Genomic DNA, 21330 nt, shown 5'->3' on the forward strand with positions numbered 1-21330 from the left:
GGTCTACAATGAGCTTTGGATTTTGGAATCGATTGATCGCATTAGTTCGTAAAGAAACTAAGCAGCTCATTCGTGATAAAAGCAGCCTCGGGATTGGAATCGTTTTGCCTGTTATTTTAATTCTACTGTTTGGTTATGGACTTTCTTTTGACTTAAATCAGGCTCGAGTCGGAGTTGTAGTTGATCAGTCTTCACTGCAGATCAATCAGGCTTTAGCTGGTTTAAATGGCTCACGATATTTAACAAGTCAAGAGTTTCATAATTTGCCTGAAGCAGAGCAGGCCATTCGAGATGGCGAAATTGATGCCATTTTGCATTTTCCTTCAGATTTTGCCAGTCAGGCGCAGCAAGGTAATGCAAAGGTTCAACTATTATTAAATGGTACATCCACCACCATAGCAACAGCCTTAGAAGGTTATGTTGCAGGTGCTTTAGCTACAGCGCCGTCTATACAAGTTGACCGTGGTCAAATATTAGCAACGTCAAGTGCTATTAATATTGAGCAAAGAATATGGTTTAACGAATCTGGTAACAGTACTTGGTTTTTAGTCCCTGGCTTAATGGTACTCATTTTAACTTTAATCGGTGCATTTTTAACTGGTTTACTTATTGCCCGTGAAAGGGAACGGGGAACTCTAGAAGCTTTATTTGTTACGCCTGTACGGCCATTTGAAATTGTATTAGCAAAACTCATTCCGTACGTTGTCGTCGGCATGATTGATATCATGATCTGTCTTGTTGCTGCATATTTTATTTTTGAAGTGCCTATGCGCGGTTCATTATTCTCAATTTTGTCTGCTTCATTTTTATATTTAATTGTCTCGTTATTACTTGGTCTAACTATATCTGGCTTTGCCCAAAGTCAGTTTCAGGCAAGTCAAATTGCCTTATTGGCAAGTTTTATGCCCGCACTGATGCTTTCCGGATTTGTTTTTGATACACGCAATTTGCCTTTAGTGGTGCAAATTATTAGTCAGTTACTACCGGCTACACATTTTATGATTTTAATTAAAACCTTATTTATGGGAGGTGATGATTGGAAGTTATGGTTTAAAGAATGCGGTTTTCTGTTGGGATATATCATTGTTTTGATATGTGCTGTGAACGTTTCACTGAAAAAACGGTTGAGATAAAGATATGTGGCAGCAACTAATCGCTTGGCTAAAACATTTAAGTTTTTTAGTTAAAAAAGAATTCTTAACTATTTTTAGTGACCCTGCAAATAGAGTCATTCTATTTGTACCCGCACTGATGCAAGCGCTTTTGTTTGGTTATGCTGCAACTTACGATGTTAACCATGTGGATTATGCAATTTTAGATCAGAGCAATGGGCAAGTCTCACATGAGCTAATCTCAAAACTAGATGGTTCTGGTATTTTTAGGCGAGTTGCAACACTTGAATATACCGAACAAATCAAACAGGTCATTGATAGCCGTCAGGCACTGGTCGTGATTACGATTCCATCAGACTTTGAAGACAAATTAAATGATAACCAAAGTTCACCTATACAGGTCATTGTTGATGGCAGGAACTCATCAACGGCTGTTGTAGCTGGTTCATATCTAAATAAAATTATTGGTCAGTTTAATCAGCAAAAATTTAACTCAACTTTGCCCGTTAGCCTTGAAACAAGAACATGGTACAACCCAAATCAGGAATCTCGTTGGAGCCTAATGCCATCATTAATTGCAGCATTAAGTATGATGCAAACATTACTTTTATCCGCTTTATCAGTTGCGCGTGAACGTGAGCAAGGTACATTTGATCAGTTATTAGTGACACCGTATACGCCATTACAAATAATGATTGGTAAGGCCTTGCCGCCAATTTTTGTAGGCTTGATGCAATCAACCATTATTTTATTGATTATTTTGTTCTGGTTTAAAATTCCTATGAATGGCTCTATTGGGCTGCTTTATTTTGGTTTATTGAGTTTTAACGTAGCTGTAGTCGGTGTGGGCTTGTCAATTTCAGCATTATCTTTAAATATGCAACAAGCTATGTTGTTTACGTTTTTACTCATTATGCCTTTAATGTTGCTTTCAGGTTTATTAACTCCAGTAGAAAACATGCCGGAAGCATTGCAAATAGCAACTTATGCAAATCCTTTAAGGTTTGGAATTAACTTGGTGCAACGAGTTTATTTGGAAGGTGCAAGTTTTGCACAAGTCAAATTGAACTTTTTACCAATGATTGTGCTGGGGATAGTAACTTTACCTTTAGCAGCTTGGTTGTTTAGAAATAGATTATCTTAGTTATATTAATTAAAAAGCCCCATTTTTATGGGGCTTTTTTTAAAGCGACTTATGCACGTACAATCAGCTCGTAACCTGTATATTTACGGATATTAATAACACCAATATCAAAAATTAAATATTGGCCTTTAACACCTTGTAATACACCGCGAATTTTTGGTGTTTTATCCAAGCTTAGAGACTTAATTTTTTCAGGATATTGTTCAACTGGGTATACAAACTCACGTGGCAATTCATTTTCTAGTAGTTCAACCGTTTCGTTAAATTCAAGGTTTTGACTGAACTCCTCACGAATAGTTTGAATTTTAGGGGCGAACTCTTCAATTAACTGATCACGTTGTTCAACCATATTTAAAGGTTCAGCTTCACCCTTGAGGAGTTTACGCCAATCTGTCTTATCCGCAATTAAGGAACCAAACATGGTTTCAAGCTGACCGGATAAACGACGTGAACCAACTTTTAAAATAGGTAAGGCTTGAGTTGCCCCTTGATCTAACCAACGACCAGGCATATGGCTAACGCGAGTAATACCTACTTTTAAAGCACTTGAATTTGCCAAATACACAATATGAGGTTGGAAACATACGCTGTGGGCAAAATCATCTTCACGACATGTACCCAAATGGTAGTGGCATGTTTCAGGTTTCATAATGCAAAGGTCACATTCCGCTTTCGTTTTAAAGCATTTAAAGCAGTGGCCTTGCGAATAAGACTTTGGTGTTTTAGCACCACAAGAGGTGCAATAAATATTACCTGTCCATTCGATTTCTAGTTCTTGTCCTAAATTAAAAGGAAGATCAATTTCTGAACGGTCTAATACAAATTTGTATTCAACATTTGCCTTGGTTGTCTGTTGATCAGTTACACTAGCATCTTTTAGGCCTGCATGCATTTTATGGCAAATGCCTTGTAGTTCCATAAAGTTTAAACTCACATCTTTCAATTAAGGGTTGCAGTTATGGCTGAACAAAATGTCATCACTTCTATGCTAGACGATTTATCAAACGAACAGCCTATTCATACTGCACTTTGTATTGGCCAGAAAATTGACCAGAATAACGCAATTCAATGGCACTATTTTACCGTAACTGAGCTGTTAAGTCTGCCTTTTACTCAGCGTTATGATTTGGGTTTTGTATTGTTTGATACTGATGAAATGCAGGACATTAGTGATGTGCAAAAATCACAATTATTGGTAAAGCTAAGAGATTTATTAGCAAAACGAATTGTTGTCGTTAGCAAACGCAGTGATGAACAACTTCTGCGTTCTTTAGGTTTTACCCAACTTATTGATAAGACTTCACATGATAGTGATTTTGCTTTATGGCAATTTAATATTTTGACCTATAAGCATGTACCAGATTGGTTTAATTCAAAATTTTGGGCAAACCCGGAAAATTGGAATAAATTCCGTTGGTAAAAGACCTTGCAATCTCTTTCAAAATTTAACAATTTGATTTTTGCTGTCTTAACAAAAAAACGCGTATGCTCATGTATAAACCATACATAAGAGTTACTCATGACAAATTTAAGCAACATTGTAGAAGTTTTGGCTAAGCAAGCTTTAGGTGGGAATCAGCAAGCGTCGGGTCAAGGTGGTTTAGGTGGAATTTTAGGTTCTGTATTAGGACAAATGGGCGGTAATACTTCATCTGGTGCCCAAGGTGGTCTTGGTGGAGTATTGGGTTCTGTATTAGGACAAGTCACTGGTAATAATAACACACCTCAAGCTGGTGGTGGTGTGCAAAGTTTATTAATTGCAGTGGTACCTTTAATCTTAGGTTGGGTTCAGCAACAAGGTGGCTTACAAGCTGCTCTTGAGAAATTAAAAGGCGCTGGCTTAGGTAGCCAAGTTCAAAGTTGGGTTGATCCAAACCAAAGTAATAGTGAGGTTCCAACCCAGCAATTACAAAGCCTGTTTAATCCAGCAGACATTGAACAAGTTGCTCAGCAAGCTCAAGCACCAAAAGAACAAGTTTATGGTGCAATCGCTTCTGTCTTACCTCAAGTCATTGATTCTTTAACACCTCAAGGTGAGAGTACAGATCATCAAGAAGCTAACCAAGATATTCAAAATGTGATGAATCTTGTAAGTGGTTTCTTAAAATAAGATATAAATTTTTTAAAAGCCGATATTTTTATATCGGTTTTTTTGATAGCACAATAAAATAAAAGGGCATAAGCCCTTTTATTTTAGATCTGAATCGAACATAACTGATTAGAAGTTATATTCAATACCAGTACCTACAACAGTTTGTTTGTCGTCGTCATTCAACCAGTCACGTTTTTGTTGAGCAACGATACCGTAGAAGCGAGCTTGTTTATTGATTTGATAATCAAGACCTAAACCATACAAGTCAATTTTACGATCTGCCTGACCACTTACTTGTGTTTCAGCAGAAGCATATTCTGCTTTTACTTTAAGTTTAGTGTTAGGAATTTTATAAGCAGCAGTTACCGCGTATGCTTCTTCTTCTAAACCACGGTAAGCTTTACCAGCTTTATCGATTGAACCATCTGATTTATATGTTTGACCATATGCAGTCAAGTCATCAGTAGGTTCAGCATGTTGCCATAAAGCACCTACTACAAAACCAGATTTAGCAATGTCATAAGAACCAGTTACACGGTAAGCGTCTGTATAAACATCTTTCAAACCGTAAGCAGCATATTTACCTTTGATACCGAAGTCACCTGCAGCAGCGATTGCTAAACCTAAGTCTTTATTTTCATAACCTAGAGAAGTCGAAACTGAATCGAAGCTATCATTTTTGCTGTCTTTACCAGTTTCGCCTTTTTTGCTATCAGAAGTGCTTTCACCAGTTTGAGCCATGATATTGAATGTTAAACCAGCTAATAATTTAGGGTCTAATTCAAAACCAACCACGTTATCTAAACGGTTTTCACCGTACATAATATTTGTAATATCTAAACGTGTGTCATCGTTAAAGATGTCTTGGTTGCTACCAGCAGAGGTTTTGAAGTAAGAGTCATATTTACCTACTTTTAACGTACCGACGCCTTCAGTTTTTAAACCGATAAAACGGTTACGGGCGCTAAGGTCAGTATCTGAACCAGAACCGTCAGTAGAAATTGCCCATTCAGCTAAATAAACAGCAGATAGCTTATCAGTCAACTTCTCTTCGCCTTTTACCCCAATACGAGAAGAGTTTGAGTTAACTTCGGTAACGTCACTTTTACCATCGAAATTTTTGTTGTCAACTTGGTTAATGGAAACGTTTAGTTTGCCGTACAAAGTTGGCGCTGCTTGCACCGCGTTTACGCTCAAAGTTGCAACTGCGGCAGCGAGAAGCAATTTCTTCATTGAGATTTCTCCAAAAGGTATTTTTAAATGGCGTATGCCTAGCTAACTTTTATTTTTTAGTTGGCTTATGTACAAAAAGTTACAGAAGCTCACCAACTTGCTAAGAAGTATCTGTAAACTTTGTGACAATGGAGTGAAGAAGAAATGACAGTTTTATGACAATTAAAAAATGGAAATACTTTATTTTCTTTTGATTTTATTACACTTTTTAAATAAAAAAAGCGGAGTTTAAACTCCGCTTTTATCTCTTAAAATCAAAGTGCTGCTTTAATTTTCTCAGCCAAAGCTTTGATTTTATCTTGGTCTCCTAATTGCGCCGCATGTTTGCCAAGTTGGTGAACATTTGTCGGAATTAGATGAAAATGAACATGAGGGACAGTTTGTCCGGCAGCTGCTCCTGATAACTGCATGAGCACAATTCCATCCAAATTTAATGCAGTTTCCATTGCCTTAGCAATTTTTTGCACGATCTGAATGGTATAAGCTGCCGCTTCAGGAGGTAAATCAAGTAAAGTTACTGCAGGAGTTTTTGGAATAACTAATGCATGACCATCGGCTTGGGGCATAATATCCATAAAAGCTAGAACTTGATCATCTTCATAGAGTTTTATCGCTGGAAGTTCACCACGTAAAATTTTTGCGAAGATATTTTGATCATCATATGCCATGTATTATTCCTTTAAATACTATTTACATTTCAATTCTTTTTGACGTTCTTTAATTGCGTCTAGACGTTGCTGCTCTTTATCAGAGAATTTTGGCTTAGTCGTATGACAGTTTTCATTACCATATTTTTCTTTAGCATCTTGGTCTTTAAAACAAAAGCCTTTTGACGCATAAATCAAATTGTAATCATCTTGCAATTTTTGACATTCTTGCTCAGGTGTTGCAGCTTGAGCACTGAAACCGGCAAGGGTCACCATTCCAGCGAATACCGCAACCATTAATTTATTCATGAGCTTTTCCTCAGTTAAAGGTATGAACCTGTACTCAATATAAGGTTTATTCCCAATATTTCAATGACTATTAATTACTCAAGTGTTATTTAAAGTCACATTTCACCTTATAATATAAAAAAGCTTTATATATCAAGATCTTTTTTATAATCTTTTTTAAATCAAAAGATTAGATATATTTTATATTAAACAATTAAAATATATACTTAACCAATATTTAAAGTCATGATTAAAATTTTATAGTAATGAAATAAGTACGTTATATGAGTAACATCGGTTCTTGTTTATGCCATAAAGTAAAATTCTCTGTACCTTGTGAAATCAAAACGGTTTATCACTGCCATTGCAGCTTATGCCGAAAACAAACAGGTACTGGAGCGAATGCCGCTACTTTAGTAAAAGAAAATCAGTTTAACTGGTTGATAGGTAAGGAATATGTGGCTACCTATAAAAAAGAAACTGGTTTTACTTCATCATTTTGTAATAGATGTGGCTCGCCTGTCCCTAATAAAATTAATGGTACAAACTATATGTGGATACCGTTGGGGCTTCTTGAACAACCGTTTAAACCAGATTTAAAACTTAATTTTTGTATAGAGTCAAAACATGATTGGGTTGTGTTAGGGGATGCTCATAAAAACTTTGCACATTTACCTGAGTTAGAAGAGTTCTTAAAATATTTTGAATAACACTATTTAACTTTTTATATATTTTAATAATTTTTAAGTATTCTTTACATAAATGATGTGTGTTCACTGTTGAATATATCCGATATTTATTTGAGCATAAAATCACATAGCTTAAAAAAGGATGGTTCACATGATAGATGAAGAAAAGCCTTTAAATTTTGAAGATGATGACGAGCCTCTTGATTTTGAAGATGAAGAATTCATAGACGATAAAAAAGAGGACGAAATGTATAACTCGATTACTAAGGATGGCTCTAGTGTCGATCCTGCTGATGATGGGACACGACATATTCGTCCTGAAGACGGCGATCCGATTGAAATTGATGAGTAAATGCATCAGTTTAAAAAAGATTAGTCTTTTTAATCTTTAAGTATAAGTGTAATATCCGAGCGCTGTCACAAACAGCAAAAAGTCCTGAATGATCAGCGCAAAAAATCAAAAAGGGTAAAGCCTGCTTACAAAGCGGGCTTTTTTTGTATTTATAAAAATCTAGACTAAAGAAAGTAAGTAAACGCTTTTAAGAAAATAATTAATTTTTCAAAAATATTTAGCAGATGAGAAGAACAGATACAAATACCTAGTGTTTGTAATGAGCATTTAAGAGGAGTACAAAGGTAAATAACAAAAATAAGAAAAGTAAAAAGATCATAAGTTAAAACATATCATTAAATTATTTAGGTATTTTACACAATTTAACACTTTATGCAAATTACTTTACATTTCATTGAGTTTTTGTAAAGAATTGGCTAGTCCTAATCGTTTTAAAAATGTGACAATCAGTGGATAATTTGTTAGATTGTTTGATTTTTATAATAACAGGTGAGACAGATGAAGAGATTGTTACTTGTATTGGCTACAGGATTTGGTTTAGATGGGTGTGCATCGTTAACACAAAAAGCAGATGAAAATTATATTACTAAATCACCTGTTACTCCGGTCAATACTGCCTTTAATGGTACTAAAGTACTTGAACATGGAATTTTTACTGAGCAGGATATTGCTGATATGCCTGAACACTCAAGTATAAATTCACGTTATAAAATATCTTTTTAAAACGATGCTGAAAATTATAATTAAATAGTTAAACTAAATAATCCTCGTAAATTAGCTAAAATCTAGAATTTGCTAAGAACATATTTAGTAGTAGCTATTTAGCATAAAACCACCATTTAGGTGGTTTTTAAAAAGATAAAATGTTAAATTTTAATCGTTGAAAAAATTGGTTTTATAAATGAAAAACGTCATTATTTTAACTTCTATATTGTTATTAAGTGGGTGCACAATTAATTCTAAGTTATTATCACCAGCAAAAAGTGATGATGACAAAATTATTGTAGAAGCAGAAAAGTACAAGCAACAATATCAAAAAAAGATCTTTAAAATTTGGAATGTTCCGCCTTCTTCAGTGGGAATGAGTGCTAGCGTTAAAGTCTTTTTAAGTGATACTGGTGAGATTGAGCAAATTATTTTTCTAGATAAAGAAGACCAAAAGTTTAAGTCGAGTATTGAAAAGGCGATATGGCGTGCAAGTCCCTTTGTTTTACCTTCTAATCCGGAAGTTAGAAAACAAGTAAGAAAGTTCAATATTAAATTTACTGCAAAGTAATTTTTAAATATGAACTTGGCCTTACATTAAAAAACCACCCTATGGTGGTTTTTTTATTAAGAATTGATAGAGATACAAACTATAACTTTATTTTATTAATTATTGAAAAACTAATCATTATTTTTTATCTACTTTTTCTTTTATGGTTAACTCATCAAAGAAGAGGAATAAGCCATGTTGAATCAACATGAGATAAATTTAAAACAGTATCAAAATAAATCTTTAAGTTATTTGAATAGCACCGCTCACTCTGAAGGGGTCGAGTTTGATAAATTCATTAAAGAAATTGATGAATATCCAAATGCCGTTGTTTTAGATTTAGGTTGCGGTGGTGGTCATGTAGCTTATAACGTTGCTCGCCATGCAGATCTGGTTTTTGCTTATGATTTATCTCATGAAATGCTCGATACAGTTTCAAAAGCTGCCAATGCTCGAAAAATAAAAAATATTTTTGTACAACAAGGCATTGCTGAAGATATGCCTTTTACTGATGAACAATTTGATGTAATCATTAGTCGATATTCTGCCCATCATTGGCAACATGTCCCAACAGCAATGAAAGAAATAAATCGTGTATTAAAGCCAAATGGCACTGTTATTTTTGTTGATATTATTAGCTCAAGTTTCCCTATTTTAGATACATTTTTACAGACTATAGAAGTGATTCGAGACCCCAGTCATATACGAAATTACAGTATTAAAGACTGGGTTCACTTTATTGAAGATGCTGGGTTTGAATTAACAACTTTAGAGAAACAAACCCTCAAACTAGATTTTGATAGTTGGGTACAGCGCATGAAGACACCTGAAGATCAAATAAAAACGCTTAGGTATCTCCAAGAAAATGCAGCAGATGTTGTTAAAAAGTATTTTAATATTCAAAAAGATGGAAGTTTTGAAAGTAAGGTCGGGTACTTTGTATTTAAAAAACTATCCTTCTAATGAGTCTAAGCTTGGGTTTGTGTTCATAGAGAAAGCGTTAGATAAAAGCCCTCATATAGAGGGCTTTTTTATGCCTAAATTTAGATTTTTGTTGAACGCTCACTCAGCCATGTTGCTAGCTTTGGCCAGAATTCCTGCGCACTTGCTTGGCTTGACATTAGACCTAAATGACCGCCTGGAATAAGAGTAAATGTAACATCTTGGCTACTGGTTAACAGGCTTAATGGCTGAGCTGCATCAGCCGTGACCAGTTGATCACTACGACCAGCTCCAACTAAGAGTGAACAGTCGATATTTTTTAATTCGATTTTTTTATCTTTTAACTGAATAGAACCTTGTCTTAATGGATTTTGTAGCCAAACATTAAATAACATGTCCTGATTAATGCCTCCCGGATAATCAATCATATTGTTTAAAAAACTGCTTAATGTGGCATGTTCTTGTACGAACTGAAGATCATTAAGGTTCTTAAGTAATTGAATATGGCCATCGAACCAGCCTTTAGGGTCAAGAATTTTGAAGCCTAAGGAGTTTAAAATGCCCGGAGTATGAATCAAACGCTTCGGTAAACCTGAGTAAATACGTTCCTGAAGCTTTTTATTGAGGGCAATAGTGTTGTTTATGGTTCGGTAGAGTTTTCCAATATAACCAGAAGCATAGCTATCGATTGGGCTACCTAAAACTATAAGGTTTTTGACATAATTCGGATGATTATGCGCTGTATATAAAGTAACGAATATGCCAGCCATACTCCATCCGTGTAGAGAAATTTGATCACTGCCTGAATGTGTGCGAACAAGCTCTATAGCTTTAGGAATAAAATCTTCAATAAACGATAAAAAGTTAAGATGTCTATCTTTAAAGCCTAAACGCCCCCAATCGACAAGGTATACGTCAAAACCTGCATTTTGGAAGTATTTGATAAGAGAACGATATGGATATAAATCATAAATCGCCATATTAATAGCTAAAGGTGCCACAAATACTAATGGTTCTCTAAAGCTCTTTTCTGTAGCTGCATAATAACGAACACGGGTTTGATTGAATTCACCAATCACTTCAAACGGAGTGCTTTGTGACAATACTAATGTTTGAGGACGAAATAGTCGGGTAGAGAGGTGCTTGATTTGACTTTGTTCTGAGACAAGGGACTTTAAGCGTTTCATCTTGTTTTACCAACTATATTAAAGATTGATTGAAGTCTAAGCGATAATTTTCAGGTTTACCTTGACCTTAAATACCTTAGGCACTCAAAATGATGATAGTTTTTAGTACATGACCAGTAAAGGCGAACATTTAATGAACCAGTCTGATGATTTAGAATACCAACTTGATACTTTAGCCATTCGTACCGGACACACTCGTAGTTTTGAAGGTGAGCATGGTGAACCAATTTTTTTGACTTCATCTTTTGTATATGAAAACGCTGCTGAAGCAGCTGCAAAATTTTCTGGTCAGGTTCAAGGAAATATCTATTCACGTTTTACTAATCCGACTGTATCGATGTTCGAAAAACGTTTAGCAGCTTTAGATGGGGCTGAACGTGCCGTGGCTACAAGCTCAGGTATGGGAGCAATTCTATCGATTGCTATGGCGTATCTAAAAGCAGGTGATCATGTTATTTGCTCAAGAGCAGTTTTCGGTTCTATTGTTGCTTTATTTGAAAAATACATTGCCAAATTTGGTGTAGATATCACATTTGTGGATCTACGCGATTTAGATGCATGGAAAAATGCAGTACGTCCAGAAACTAAACTATTATTTGTTGAGTCACCGTCTAATCCATTAGCTGAAATCGCAGATATCCAAGCGCTTGCAGATATTGCACATGCAAATGGCGCATTACTTGCTGTTGACAATAGTTTCTGTACACCTGTTTTACAGCAACCGTTAAAGTTGGGTGCAGATCTCGTGATCTACTCTGCGACTAAATATTTAGATGGTCAAGGCCGTGCGTTAGGTGGTGCAGTGGTAGGTAACCATCAACTCCTAGAAGAAGTTTTTAGCGTAGTGCGTACTTTAGGGCCATCTATGAGTCCGTTTAATGCATGGATTTTCTTAAAAGGATTAGAAACTTTACGTTTACGTATGAAAGCGCACTGTGAAAATGCTCAAAAACTTGCCGAGTGGTTGTCTACCCATGAAAAAGTAGAAAAGGTCTATTATGGCGGGCTTCCAACTCATGAAGGTCATGAACTTGCAGCAAAACAGCAAAATGGCTTTGGCGGGATAGTTTCTTTTGTAGTAAAAGGTGAGCGTGAAGGTGCATGGAAGGTTATTGATAACACCAAATTTATTTCTATCACGGGTAATTTAGGTGATGTGAAATCAACAATTACGCATCCTGCTACAACCACACACGGCAAACTTTCTGCTGAAGCAAAACAAGCTGCTGGTATTCAAGAAGGCTTAATCCGCGTTTCGGTTGGCTTAGAAGATATTAATGATATTATTGGTGATATCTCACGTGGATTAGATTTGATCTAATAAAATTTATATAACTAAGAATTAAGCCACACTCATTTTAGTGTGGCTTTACTTTAAGGGAAGTTACTCACAAACAACGATTGAAATAAAAAAGCTACATTTTGTTGTAAATGAATTAAAAATCACAACGTATAAAAGTTCTAAATTTAATAAAAATAACAAAGTGAGTTTTTAACCATGCTTAAACCTATAATTATTTTAGTTGCTATAGGGGCAATTGGTTTGGTTGGATACAAAGTATTTGCCCAAAAGGATGAACCGACTCAAATTAACGAAACTGTTCTATTGATTAATGACGCAAACAAATCAGTTGAAGAAGCTGATCATACAATAGAAAAAGCGAATGCCTCTTTTCAGAAAATTCCTTTAAATGAATATAAACCCGACAATAGCACCCTCCAAGCCTCGCAGTAGCTTAACTTAAATTTTAGAACTGGTCTTCACAGTAAAAAGTTTCGTATAGAAAGCTTTAAATGGATGAGTTACCTAAAAGAGTTTCATAGATACCAATAGAAAACATTAATTTATTGTGTCAGAATTGCGGATTAATTTTGATTTAAACGTACTGACCTCAATGATCTTACTGATCGATAGGGGCGTTCAAAGAGTTTAAGTTCCGAAGTGTTATATGACTATCAATAATACTTGAAATATTTGATAGAGATACGGAGTTAGGTTTATGAATATCAATATGCTCATGCAGCAAGCGCAGCGCATGCAAAAAGATATGGAATCAAATATAAAAAAGGCTAAAGAAGAGCTTGCTCAAACTGAAGTACACGCTGAAGCGGGTGGTGGTTTAGTTAAAGTAACAATGACTGGCCGTTATATCGTAAAACGTATCGAAATTAATCCAGAATTACTTCAAGACGAACCAGATATGATTGAAGACTTAATCGCAGCTGCGGTGAATGATGCTGTGCGTCAAGCTGAAGTAGTTTCTGAAGAAAAAATGCAAAAAGCTAACTCAGGTATGGGTTTACCTCCTGGTTTAGCAGGCATGTTCTAAGGAAGATCAGTGTTTAGTGATAGATTTGAACAACTCGTTCAAGCTTTACGTATTTTGCCTAGCGTTGGACCGAAGTCGGCCCAACGTATGGCTTTACATCTTTTGATGAAAAATCGTGAAGGTGCATTTGCTTTAGCACATGCTCTACATGAAGCATCAAGTTATATTCATGAATGTAGTGTTTGCCACTCTTTAACAGAGCATGAAATTTGTGATATTTGCGCTTCAACAGAAAGAGATGATCAATTGCTTTGTGTAGTTGAGTCTCCGGCAGATGTTATGGCAATCGAGCAAAGTGGTAGTTTTCGTGGCAAATACCATGTGTTGGGTGGGCATCTTTCTCCATTAGATGGAATCGGGCCAGAAGAAATAGGTATTCCTTATCTAATCCAACGTTTAAGCCAAGGTACGATCGAAGAAGTCATTTTGGCAACTAATGCTACTGTGGAAGGTCAGGCGACAGCGCATTATTTGGTTGAAGCGACGAAGCATTTACCTATTCACATGACACGTATTGCTCAAGGCGTACCACAAGGTGGCGAGCTTGAATATGTGGATAGTCATACCTTAAGTCAGGCTGTTCATAACCGTATGCGTATGAAATAAGTACCTCGGTGCTTATTTCAAATATTTTTTGAATAATATCGTATTATCAAAAATCTTTTTAAAAGACAAAAACATATTTTTAAAAACGACTCAGTGAATATATAAATTAAAAAAATCTTTTGTAAAAAATAAACATTTAGAAGGACATTAAATTTGAAAAATTTAAAATAATGATCAAAAAATTATCTCTTTTTTGGAAAATTGTTCAAAAATAGATTATTCATCAAGGATTCAGTAGCATTTTTCTAATCCTATGTTATATATACCAGAGTTTAAAGCACTCTTTGCATTTACTTGAGAAAGCATGTTTCAGTTTATCCAACAGCAAACCGAATTGGTTGATGTTCTTCAACAAATGGATCAATGTTCAACTTATGGACTTGATACAGAATTTATTAAGGTTGATACCCTTTGGCCTAAACTTGGAGTATGTCAAGTCAATGTCAACGGAAATGTATATTTGCTGGATGGAGTGTCTTTAGATTTAAGCGAATTTTGGAAAAAAATCTTTCTTGCTCAACAAAATATTTTTCATGCATGTGGTGAAGATATTGATTTAATCTATCACTATGCCGATGAACAAAACCTATTAAATGTTTTTGATACTCAAGTTGGATTATCCTTTTTGGGACATGGTTTACAAGTAAGTTATCAAGGTGCATTAAAGCTTTGTTTAGAGATTGATATTGAAAAGGATCAGACTCGATCAGACTGGTTGGCACGTCCTTTGTCTCCGCAACAGCTATGCTATGCGGCAAATGATGTTTTATACCTCATGCAATTGGCTAACCATATTAAAGATCAGCTCAAACAAAAAGGGCTTTATGAGTATGTTCTTGAGGATTGTAGTAGTTTAACCAAAGAAATTATTAGTGAAACACCAACCCCATTGTTATATACAGATGTGGGCAATTATCGTCATTCACGTCGTCAATTAATGCAATTGCAAAATTTAAGTGAGTGGCGTGAAGAGGTGGTTAGAGCAACAAACCAGCCACGTAGTTTTATCCTTAGAAATTCGACGATGATTGATTTAGTCGAAAAAAATCCACGCAATAGTTTCCAATTATCTCAAGTAAAAGATATTCGTCCGAATGTTGTTCGTGAATACGGCAAGGTTATTCTTGATCTTTTAAAAGACTTACCTGTTGAAGGGCACTGGCCAGCTAAAATTGCTAAACCTTTTAAAATTACATCCAAAGAAACCCTGAATAAAATGGATGCATTGATTGCTAAAGCGATAGAACAAACCTCTATACCTAAAGAAGTTTTACTACGTAAGAAATGGTTAAATGCGATTCATCAGCATGTGCTTACTAAAGGTGATGAACAGGATCTTCCAGATTATTTATTGGGTTGGCGCTATGAGCTTTTAACTAAGCCGCTTATTCAGTTATTTAAAGAAGAGAAAGCCAGCCTTTTATTTTAGGTTTACGTATTAAAAAAAATTTTCAGTTAAATTGAATTTTAAGATTCAAAATAACTTATCTGATTAATAACTGATCGGTTGGTGTTCGTTAATATAACTTTAAAATAAAGTCATTTAATAAGTTAGTCTTTATAAGATTAACTTTTTGTTTAGTTTGAGTTTATATTTTACTGATTTTATAAAGATTAAATTATAAAAAGATAATTTAATCTTAATTATAGAAAGTCATGCTGAATTAAATTAACTTTATTAGTGAGAAAAATTCAATTGTGTATATATACAGGTCTGTATATTCTTGGTAGCAAGAAAAACAATTTCAAAATAAACAATATATAACTATAAGTTTGTTTCGGTGCAGAAATATAGAGGCCTTCTCGGGGAGAGGAGGCCTCTAATTTTATATATGGAGGTGTAAAAAAGTTTTTAAAATCAATAATAAGCTAATATTGAGATCAATTTTTTTATGTTATAAATGAAAACTACTAATAATTAGAGATATAAATATGACGAATAATTTTAATGCTGAACAGGCAAGAAAAAATGCGAAAGACGTAAAAATAGATCAAGCACTATTGTTAGAAAAAATTTTATCTGGAACCGAGGAAATCTCGAAAGAAGGTAAGCGACGGGCAGTTTTTCAATTTCCAATAGATGCTTTGCATCCTGAACATATCACACAGGTAGAGGAAGAGTTAAAAACACGAGGTTTTAATGTCTCAACCAATATTGAGCAAACAGGTACAACAGTCAATATTGAAGTCAGTTTCTAAGCTTTTGTTCAATGAAAACGCCCATAATTTTGGGCGTTTTTTATAATTTTTTACAATCTAAATTCATAATAATCAACATATTGTTTGACAGGTTTATCCTTCTTCTGTAGCTTTACTTTTTGAGTGGAATATGGATATGAACTTCCAAACAATACTTTCATCTTTCAAAAATCAATCTACTGGTACAGATGCATTTAAGAATTTAAAAAGTGCCTGTGAACACCATCTCAAACATTCATCACACCTAAACGAAAAAGCTGTAATTTATCTCATTTATGGGTTTGCCCGTAGTTATGTCATCTTATATGAAGATGAAGCGGTAACTACCGATTTCGCTCAAGCTTCGAAAGAAATGTTAGTGAATTACATGAATCGCTTAAATGAAGCCTTAAGTACTCAAGATGACCATATAATCTTAAATACTTTAAATCAGGTAAGTAATGATTATATGCAAGGCTCAAGAATCTTTTAATGCTTGCTTTAACATGTTGATAAGATACTTCTTTAGTCATAGGCCAACTAAAGAAGTATCCAGTGGTAGTTTTAATGTGATTTTTTCTTGCCGCCACCATCTTGTTTATTGACGGTAGACCATGCAATACGTTCAGCTTCTTCTTGAGAATGACCTCTATCTACTTCACTCTCAACAATATGTTTCGCCTGACGTTTTTGTTTTGCTGTATAAGATGATTTGTCGCCACGAGACATAGCATAGACCTCCATATATTCTTTTAAGATCTTCTATTATTGAATCATATTAAAAATCAAAAACGGTTAAATAATGTCTTATCCTGTATACATAAGTTGAATCTTATTTAGGCCTTATTTAACTTTATACTTAACCGTAAATTTATAAAATTCAATAGATTAAATCAAAGGCTATCTGCTTTAGTTCAAATTTTATTGTTTTTAAAATGTAAAATTTTTATTTTATAAAAGTCGACAAAAAGATTTTTTATGTAAAATTAAAGAGTTAATGAAGGTTGAAAATTTAAAACTTTGGAAAATTAAAAGTTATTTATCGACCTTAATGATTGTTGTAGGTTAATATTTCTCAAGAAAAGAAAAAACGACTGATGCGTAAACAAACCTGCGTGTGTCTGTCGTTTTTTTTCATGTATGCTGTCCTTAGTTCAAGAGTTGATTTGAAATGCACTGTGATATTTATAGATCGAGCAAAAAAGATGAAATGTACATTTATATTGCTCGTCCAAACTATCCTGATGAAACGGAGCAAGCCGATCCGTTTGAAAAAGTTCCAGAAGCTGTTTTACAAGCCTTTGGCCGTGCAACGTTTGTCATGCATTTAGAATTGGCTCCAACACGTAAATTAGCGCGTGTAAATGTTTTACATGTTCTAGACTCCTTACAAACAAAAGGCTTCTTTATTCAGATGCCGCCAGAAGGGTTAATTAACCCAAATGCAGTTGAACCAGAGGGCTTACGTGGTGCGTGAAGATCAAGCTGGAATTTTAAATCAATTACTTTCTTCTCTCGATGCAATTCCTGAAGAGATTATTGCTTTAACAGCTTATGGCGTTGGCGCTATTATTGCCTTGTGGTGCTGGTGGCGTTTAATGCGCCGCTTACCTACCACTTTGGGCGCAATAAGCTGGTTAGTTGTTTTTGCTATTTTGGTGACACCGACTGTTTCAGAAGGGCCTAATGCATCTGTAGCGCCAGCTATTTTTGGACTACTATTTGGTGTTTTAACTAAAGACAGTCCTTTAATCTGGTCAAATTTATCCTTAATTCTGTTTGTAATCGGTCTAGGTTTGGTTATTGGCTATTGTTGGTCAAAATATATAACAAACAAAAGCATGCGTTCCATCTAACCATTGAAATAGAAAAATAAGGTCTCTACATGTCTGCTGATACCCAACATTTTACCGGTACAGATCAATATATCGCGACTGATAGTCTTAAACTTGCTGTAAAAGCAGCTCGTGCTTTGCAAAAGCCTTTATTGGTTAAAGGTGAGCCGGGTACAGGTAAGACTTTACTTGCCGAGCAAGTGGCAGAAAGTCTTGGTTTAAAACTCATTACTTGGCACATCAAGTCAACGACTAAGGCACAGCAAGGCTTATATGAATACGATGCTGTGTCTCGTTTGCGTGATAGCCAACTTGGTGATGATCGTGTTTACGATATTAAGAACTATATTAAGCCCGGTAAATTGTGGGAAGCTTTCACCAGTGAAGAGCGCTGTGTGCTTTTAATTGATGAAATTGATAAGGCAGACATTGAATTTCCAAATGACCTGTTACATGAACTTGATAAAATGTCTTTTTATGTTTATGAAACAGGCGAAACAATTACGGCTACTCAACGTCCAATCGTAATTATTACTTCAAATAATGAAAAAGAATTACCAGATGCTTTCTTGCGTCGCTGTTTCTTCCATTACATTGAGTTCCCAGATGAAGCAACGATGCGCGAAATTATCTCGGTACATTTCCCGAATATCTCTGCAACTTTGGTAAATGAAGCGCTTCAAGTTTTCTTCAAGCTCCGTGAAATTCCTAACTTGAAGAAACCACCATCTACATCTGAACTGATCGATTGGTTGAGTCTGCTTATGGCAGATGATATGCCTGAAGATGTACTACGTAATCGAGATACATCAAAAGCTATTCCACCTTTGTATGGCGCACTCATTAAAAACGAACAAGATGTGCAACTGCTTGAACGTTTGGCTTTCATGTCGCGACGTTAAAGGAGGGAATAACCCATGTTTGTGCGGTTATTTTACACCTTACGAAAATATGGTGTTCCAGTCACGACTCGTGAACTGATTGACTTAAATCGTGCAGTAAGCGAAGGGCTAGTTTTTGCCGATCAAGAAGATTTCTATCAACTTGCTAAAACCATTTTAGTTAAAGATGAACGTTTTTTTGATAAGTTCGATCGTGCCATGAAAGATTACTTTGATGGCATAGAAACCTTTGATATTGATGAGTTACTTAAGCAAGTCCATAAACTTCCAAAAGACTGGTTCGACTTAGAACTTCTAGAAAAGCATTTAACACCAGAGCAAAGAGCTGAACTTCAAAAAGCTGGTTCTTTAGAAGAACTGATGAAAATGCTAGAAGAGCGTTTACGTGAACAGCATAAAAAACACCAAGGTGGTAACCGTATGGTTGGCACGGGTGGTACTTCACCCTTTGGCGCTTTTGGTGACCATCCGGAAGGTGTCAGAATTGGTGGGCCAGGTCGTAAACGCTCGGCGGTTAAAGTCTGGGAACAGCGGAAATACCAAAATCTAGATGATGACCAAGTTCTTGGTACCCGCCAAATGCAAATTGCTTTGCGACGGTTACGTAAATTTGCTCGCCAAGGCGCAGCTGAAGAGTTAGACGTTGATGGAACTATTCGAGAAACGGCCAAGCAGGGTATTCTTGACGTTCAAATGGTGCCAGAGCGTCGAAATCGAATCAAAGTGCTCATGTTGTTTGATGTAGGTGGTTCGATGGATGCACACATTGCCCAATGTGAAAAGTTATTCAGCGCAGCTAAAACAGAATTTAAAACGCTTGAATACTTTTATTTCCATAATTGCCTTTATGACTATGTTTGGAAAGATAACTACCGAAGAACAGCTACTCGCATGAACACATGGGACTTGTTTCATACCTATGGACGTGACTATCGTGTAATTGTCGTAGGTGATGCCAGTATGGCACCGTATGAGCTGAAATCGGTAGGTGGCTCGGTTGAATATATGAATGATGAAGCTGGTGAAGTTTGGTTACGTCGCCTACGCCAGCATTTTGATAAAACAGCATGGTTAAACCCTGAAACAGAAGGGTATTGGCATTACACTCAAACAATTGGTTGGATTAAAGAGATTTTTGAAAACCATATGTATCCAATGACCCTAAAAGGCATTGAAGATTTGACGCGTTACCTTTCTCGATAAACTTGATAACTTTAATAATTTAAAAAGAGGGATGATATGCAACATCAAATTAATGGTATTGCTTTACCGAATGAACAAGGATTTTTTGGTGAATATGGAGGGCAATTTATTCCTCCACATTTAAAAGAAGCAATGGATGAAATTAATGTTGCTTATGAAGAAATTCGCCATACACCAGAATTTCAAAATGAATTAGCAGACCTCTTTGCAAATTATGTCGGCCGTCCAAGTCCTTTATTTTATGCAAAACGCCTTTCAGAACAGTTAGGTGGCGCGCAAATTTATTTAAAACGTGAAGACTTAAATCATACCGGTGCCCATAAAATTAATCACTGTTTAGGTGAGGCTTTACTTGCTAAGTATATGGGCAAAAAGAAAATCATTGCCGAAACGGGTGCGGGTCAGCATGGGGTGGCTTTAGCAACGGCTTGTGCTTTAGTTGGTATTCCATGTGAGATCCACATGGGTCAAGTTGATATTGAAAAAGAACATCCAAATGTGGTCAAAATGAAAATTTTGGGCGCTCATTTGGTGTCAGTAACTCGCGGTACAGCAACCTTAAAAGATGCGGTTGATAGCGCGTTTGAAGAATATTTAAAAGATCCTAAAAATTTTATTTATGCGATTGGTTCTGTGGTTGGACCCCATCCATTTCCTAAAATGGTTCGAGATTTTCAATCGATTATTGGTAAGGAAATTAAAGAGCAGACGCATCAAAGATTTGGAAAAAATCCGGATTATATTGTCGCATGTGTCGGTGGCGGTTCAAATGCAATCGGTGCGTTTACAGCGTTTTTAAACGATTCAGATGTGAAACTTGTAGGAGTTGAACCTGCTGGGCATGGGCTAGATACAAATATGCATTCGGCAACCCTAACATTAGGTAAACCAAGCCAAATTCATGGTATGGCATGTTATGTTCTTGAAAATGAGGCTGGTGAACCTTTACCTGTGCATTCTATCGCTTCAGGTTTGGACTATCCTGGTGTTGGGCCACAACATAGTTTCTTAAAAGATTTAGGCCGTGTGGAATATAGCACTGCAACTGACCAAGAATGTTTAGACGCGTTTATGACCTTATCACGAGTTGAAGGTATTGTTCCTGCGCTTGAAAGCTCACATGCTGTCGCATGGGCAATACGTGAAGCGCCAAAACTGCCGAAAGAAACCATGATCGTGGTGAATCTGTCGGGTCGTGGCGATAAAGATTCTGATTATGTGGCAGAAAAACTTAAGCTTTAAACTAAATATACTTAAAGAGCGGCTCATTTCGAAAGGCCGCTTTTTTATTTTATAGACTAAATTTTACTCTACTTAAAAGTTCATTATTTCTTA

At 35.6% G+C, this 21330-nt stretch carries 27 protein-coding genes; 21 read left to right on the forward strand and 6 right to left on the reverse strand.

Going from position 1 to position 21330, the window contains the following annotated elements:
- Positions 1–8: 8 nt before the first annotated feature.
- Positions 9–1133 carry an ABC transporter permease gene (locus tag G9371_RS03845; protein ID WP_029424336.1) on the forward strand — a complete coding sequence of 375 codons (1125 nt, stop codon included), beginning with the start codon at positions 9–11 and terminating at the stop codon, positions 1131–1133.
- Between the two features lie 4 nt (positions 1134–1137).
- Positions 1138–2256 carry an ABC transporter permease gene (locus G9371_RS03850; RefSeq protein WP_029424335.1) on the forward strand — a complete coding sequence of 373 codons (1119 nt, stop codon included), beginning with the start codon at positions 1138–1140 and terminating at the stop codon, positions 2254–2256.
- A gap of 49 nt (positions 2257–2305) precedes the next feature.
- Here the strand turns inward: G9371_RS03850 and G9371_RS03855 are convergent, their stop codons facing one another.
- Positions 2306–3175 carry a DUF2797 domain-containing protein gene (locus tag G9371_RS03855; RefSeq protein WP_029424334.1) on the reverse strand — a complete coding sequence of 290 codons (870 nt, stop codon included), beginning with the start codon at positions 3173–3175 and terminating at the stop codon, positions 2306–2308.
- Positions 3176–3214: 39 nt separating this feature from the next.
- On the opposite strand from G9371_RS03855, the gene G9371_RS03860 reads away from it, so the two are divergent.
- Positions 3215–3676, forward strand: coding sequence for a DUF6231 family protein (locus G9371_RS03860; protein WP_000840537.1), 462 nt, complete (start codon positions 3215–3217; stop codon positions 3674–3676).
- 99 nt (positions 3677–3775) lie between these two features.
- Positions 3776–4366, forward strand: a complete 591-nt coding sequence (locus G9371_RS03865; protein WP_000183448.1) for a YidB family protein — start codon at positions 3776–3778, stop codon at positions 4364–4366.
- Between the two features lie 108 nt (positions 4367–4474).
- Here the strand turns inward: G9371_RS03865 and G9371_RS03870 are convergent, their stop codons facing one another.
- The 3 genes from G9371_RS03870 to G9371_RS03880 form a co-directional block, all read right to left on the reverse strand.
- Positions 4475–5581, reverse strand: coding sequence for a porin (locus G9371_RS03870; protein ID WP_000734917.1), 1107 nt, complete (start codon positions 5579–5581; stop codon positions 4475–4477).
- Between the two features lie 254 nt (positions 5582–5835).
- Positions 5836–6249: an HIT family protein gene (locus G9371_RS03875; RefSeq protein WP_000312749.1), complete on the reverse strand. Its 414-nt coding sequence runs from the start codon at positions 6247–6249 to the stop codon at positions 5836–5838.
- 18 nt (positions 6250–6267) lie between these two features.
- Positions 6268–6537 (reverse strand): YARHG domain-containing protein, encoded by a 270-nt coding sequence (locus G9371_RS03880; protein WP_001037927.1) that lies wholly within the window; start codon positions 6535–6537, stop codon positions 6268–6270.
- Positions 6538–6800: 263 nt separating this feature from the next.
- On the opposite strand from G9371_RS03880, the gene G9371_RS03885 reads away from it, so the two are divergent.
- From G9371_RS03885 to G9371_RS03905, 5 genes are all read left to right on the forward strand, one after another.
- On the forward strand, positions 6801–7226 hold the full coding sequence (locus G9371_RS03885) for a GFA family protein (protein WP_002068544.1): 426 nt from the start codon (positions 6801–6803) through the stop codon (positions 7224–7226).
- Between the two features lie 130 nt (positions 7227–7356).
- Entirely contained in the window at positions 7357–7557 is a 201-nt protein-coding gene (locus tag G9371_RS03890; RefSeq protein WP_000564581.1) for a hypothetical protein, read from the forward strand.
- Positions 7558–8055: 498 nt separating this feature from the next.
- On the forward strand, positions 8056–8280 hold the full coding sequence (locus G9371_RS03895; RefSeq protein ID WP_000826151.1) for a hypothetical protein: 225 nt from the start codon (positions 8056–8058) through the stop codon (positions 8278–8280).
- 178 nt (positions 8281–8458) lie between these two features.
- Positions 8459–8833, forward strand: a complete 375-nt coding sequence (locus G9371_RS03900) for a TonB C-terminal domain-containing protein (RefSeq protein WP_000800035.1) — start codon at positions 8459–8461, stop codon at positions 8831–8833.
- A gap of 174 nt (positions 8834–9007) precedes the next feature.
- Positions 9008–9775: a class I SAM-dependent methyltransferase gene (locus G9371_RS03905; protein WP_029424333.1), complete on the forward strand. Its 768-nt coding sequence runs from the start codon at positions 9008–9010 to the stop codon at positions 9773–9775.
- Positions 9776–9855: 80 nt separating this feature from the next.
- Here the strand turns inward: G9371_RS03905 and G9371_RS03910 are convergent, their stop codons facing one another.
- Positions 9856–10941, reverse strand: a complete 1086-nt coding sequence (locus G9371_RS03910) for an alpha/beta fold hydrolase (protein ID WP_029424332.1) — start codon at positions 10939–10941, stop codon at positions 9856–9858.
- Positions 10942–11074: 133 nt separating this feature from the next.
- Between G9371_RS03910 and G9371_RS03915 the strand changes: the two genes are divergently transcribed.
- From G9371_RS03915 to G9371_RS03945, 7 genes are all read left to right on the forward strand, one after another.
- The gene (locus G9371_RS03915; RefSeq protein ID WP_001076389.1) at positions 11075–12262 is read left to right on the forward strand and encodes an O-succinylhomoserine sulfhydrylase; all 1188 of its coding nucleotides are present in this window, start codon (positions 11075–11077) and stop codon (positions 12260–12262) included.
- 177 nt (positions 12263–12439) lie between these two features.
- A complete protein-coding gene (locus tag G9371_RS03920) occupies positions 12440–12676 on the forward strand; it encodes a hypothetical protein (protein WP_000917295.1) in 237 nt (78 codons plus the stop codon).
- A 265-nt stretch (positions 12677–12941) separates the two neighbouring features.
- Positions 12942–13271, forward strand: coding sequence for a YbaB/EbfC family nucleoid-associated protein (locus G9371_RS03925; RefSeq protein WP_001024697.1), 330 nt, complete (start codon positions 12942–12944; stop codon positions 13269–13271).
- A 9-nt stretch (positions 13272–13280) separates the two neighbouring features.
- The gene (gene recR / locus G9371_RS03930) at positions 13281–13877 is read left to right on the forward strand and encodes a recombination mediator RecR (RefSeq protein ID WP_000490551.1); all 597 of its coding nucleotides are present in this window, start codon (positions 13281–13283) and stop codon (positions 13875–13877) included.
- Between the two features lie 304 nt (positions 13878–14181).
- Positions 14182–15306, forward strand: coding sequence for a ribonuclease D (locus G9371_RS03935; RefSeq protein WP_002133477.1), 1125 nt, complete (start codon positions 14182–14184; stop codon positions 15304–15306).
- 503 nt (positions 15307–15809) lie between these two features.
- The gene (locus tag G9371_RS03940) at positions 15810–16076 is read left to right on the forward strand and encodes a hypothetical protein (RefSeq protein ID WP_000183706.1); all 267 of its coding nucleotides are present in this window, start codon (positions 15810–15812) and stop codon (positions 16074–16076) included.
- Between the two features lie 130 nt (positions 16077–16206).
- Positions 16207–16548 carry a hypothetical protein gene (locus tag G9371_RS03945; RefSeq protein ID WP_000367440.1) on the forward strand — a complete coding sequence of 114 codons (342 nt, stop codon included), beginning with the start codon at positions 16207–16209 and terminating at the stop codon, positions 16546–16548.
- Positions 16549–16619: 71 nt separating this feature from the next.
- On the opposite strand, the gene G9371_RS03950 is transcribed toward G9371_RS03945, so the two are convergent.
- Positions 16620–16784 carry a hypothetical protein gene (locus G9371_RS03950; RefSeq protein ID WP_000086293.1) on the reverse strand — a complete coding sequence of 55 codons (165 nt, stop codon included), beginning with the start codon at positions 16782–16784 and terminating at the stop codon, positions 16620–16622.
- Between the two features lie 442 nt (positions 16785–17226).
- Here G9371_RS03950 and G9371_RS03955 point away from each other — a divergent pair, with 442 nt between their 5' ends.
- From G9371_RS03955 to trpB, 5 genes are read left to right on the forward strand one after another with little or no spacing between them, the layout of a single operon-like run.
- Entirely contained in the window at positions 17227–17532 is a 306-nt protein-coding gene (locus tag G9371_RS03955) for a YcgL domain-containing protein (RefSeq protein WP_000543500.1), read from the forward strand.
- Entirely contained in the window at positions 17525–17911 is a 387-nt protein-coding gene (locus tag G9371_RS03960) for a hypothetical protein (RefSeq protein WP_001206390.1), read from the forward strand. The genes G9371_RS03955 and G9371_RS03960 overlap by 8 nt, the downstream gene beginning before the upstream one ends.
- Positions 17912–17940: 29 nt before the next feature.
- The gene (locus G9371_RS03965) at positions 17941–18792 is read left to right on the forward strand and encodes an AAA family ATPase (RefSeq protein ID WP_001271636.1); all 852 of its coding nucleotides are present in this window, start codon (positions 17941–17943) and stop codon (positions 18790–18792) included.
- 15 nt (positions 18793–18807) lie between these two features.
- On the forward strand, positions 18808–19995 hold the full coding sequence (locus tag G9371_RS03970) for a vWA domain-containing protein (RefSeq protein WP_000498050.1): 1188 nt from the start codon (positions 18808–18810) through the stop codon (positions 19993–19995).
- A 36-nt stretch (positions 19996–20031) separates the two neighbouring features.
- The gene (gene trpB / locus G9371_RS03975; RefSeq protein ID WP_001164648.1) at positions 20032–21237 is read left to right on the forward strand and encodes a tryptophan synthase subunit beta; all 1206 of its coding nucleotides are present in this window, start codon (positions 20032–20034) and stop codon (positions 21235–21237) included.
- Positions 21238–21330 lie beyond the last annotated feature (93 nt).

Source organism: Acinetobacter sp. EKM10A (assembly GCF_011075215.1).
GTDB lineage: Bacteria > Pseudomonadota > Gammaproteobacteria > Pseudomonadales > Moraxellaceae > Acinetobacter > Acinetobacter baumannii.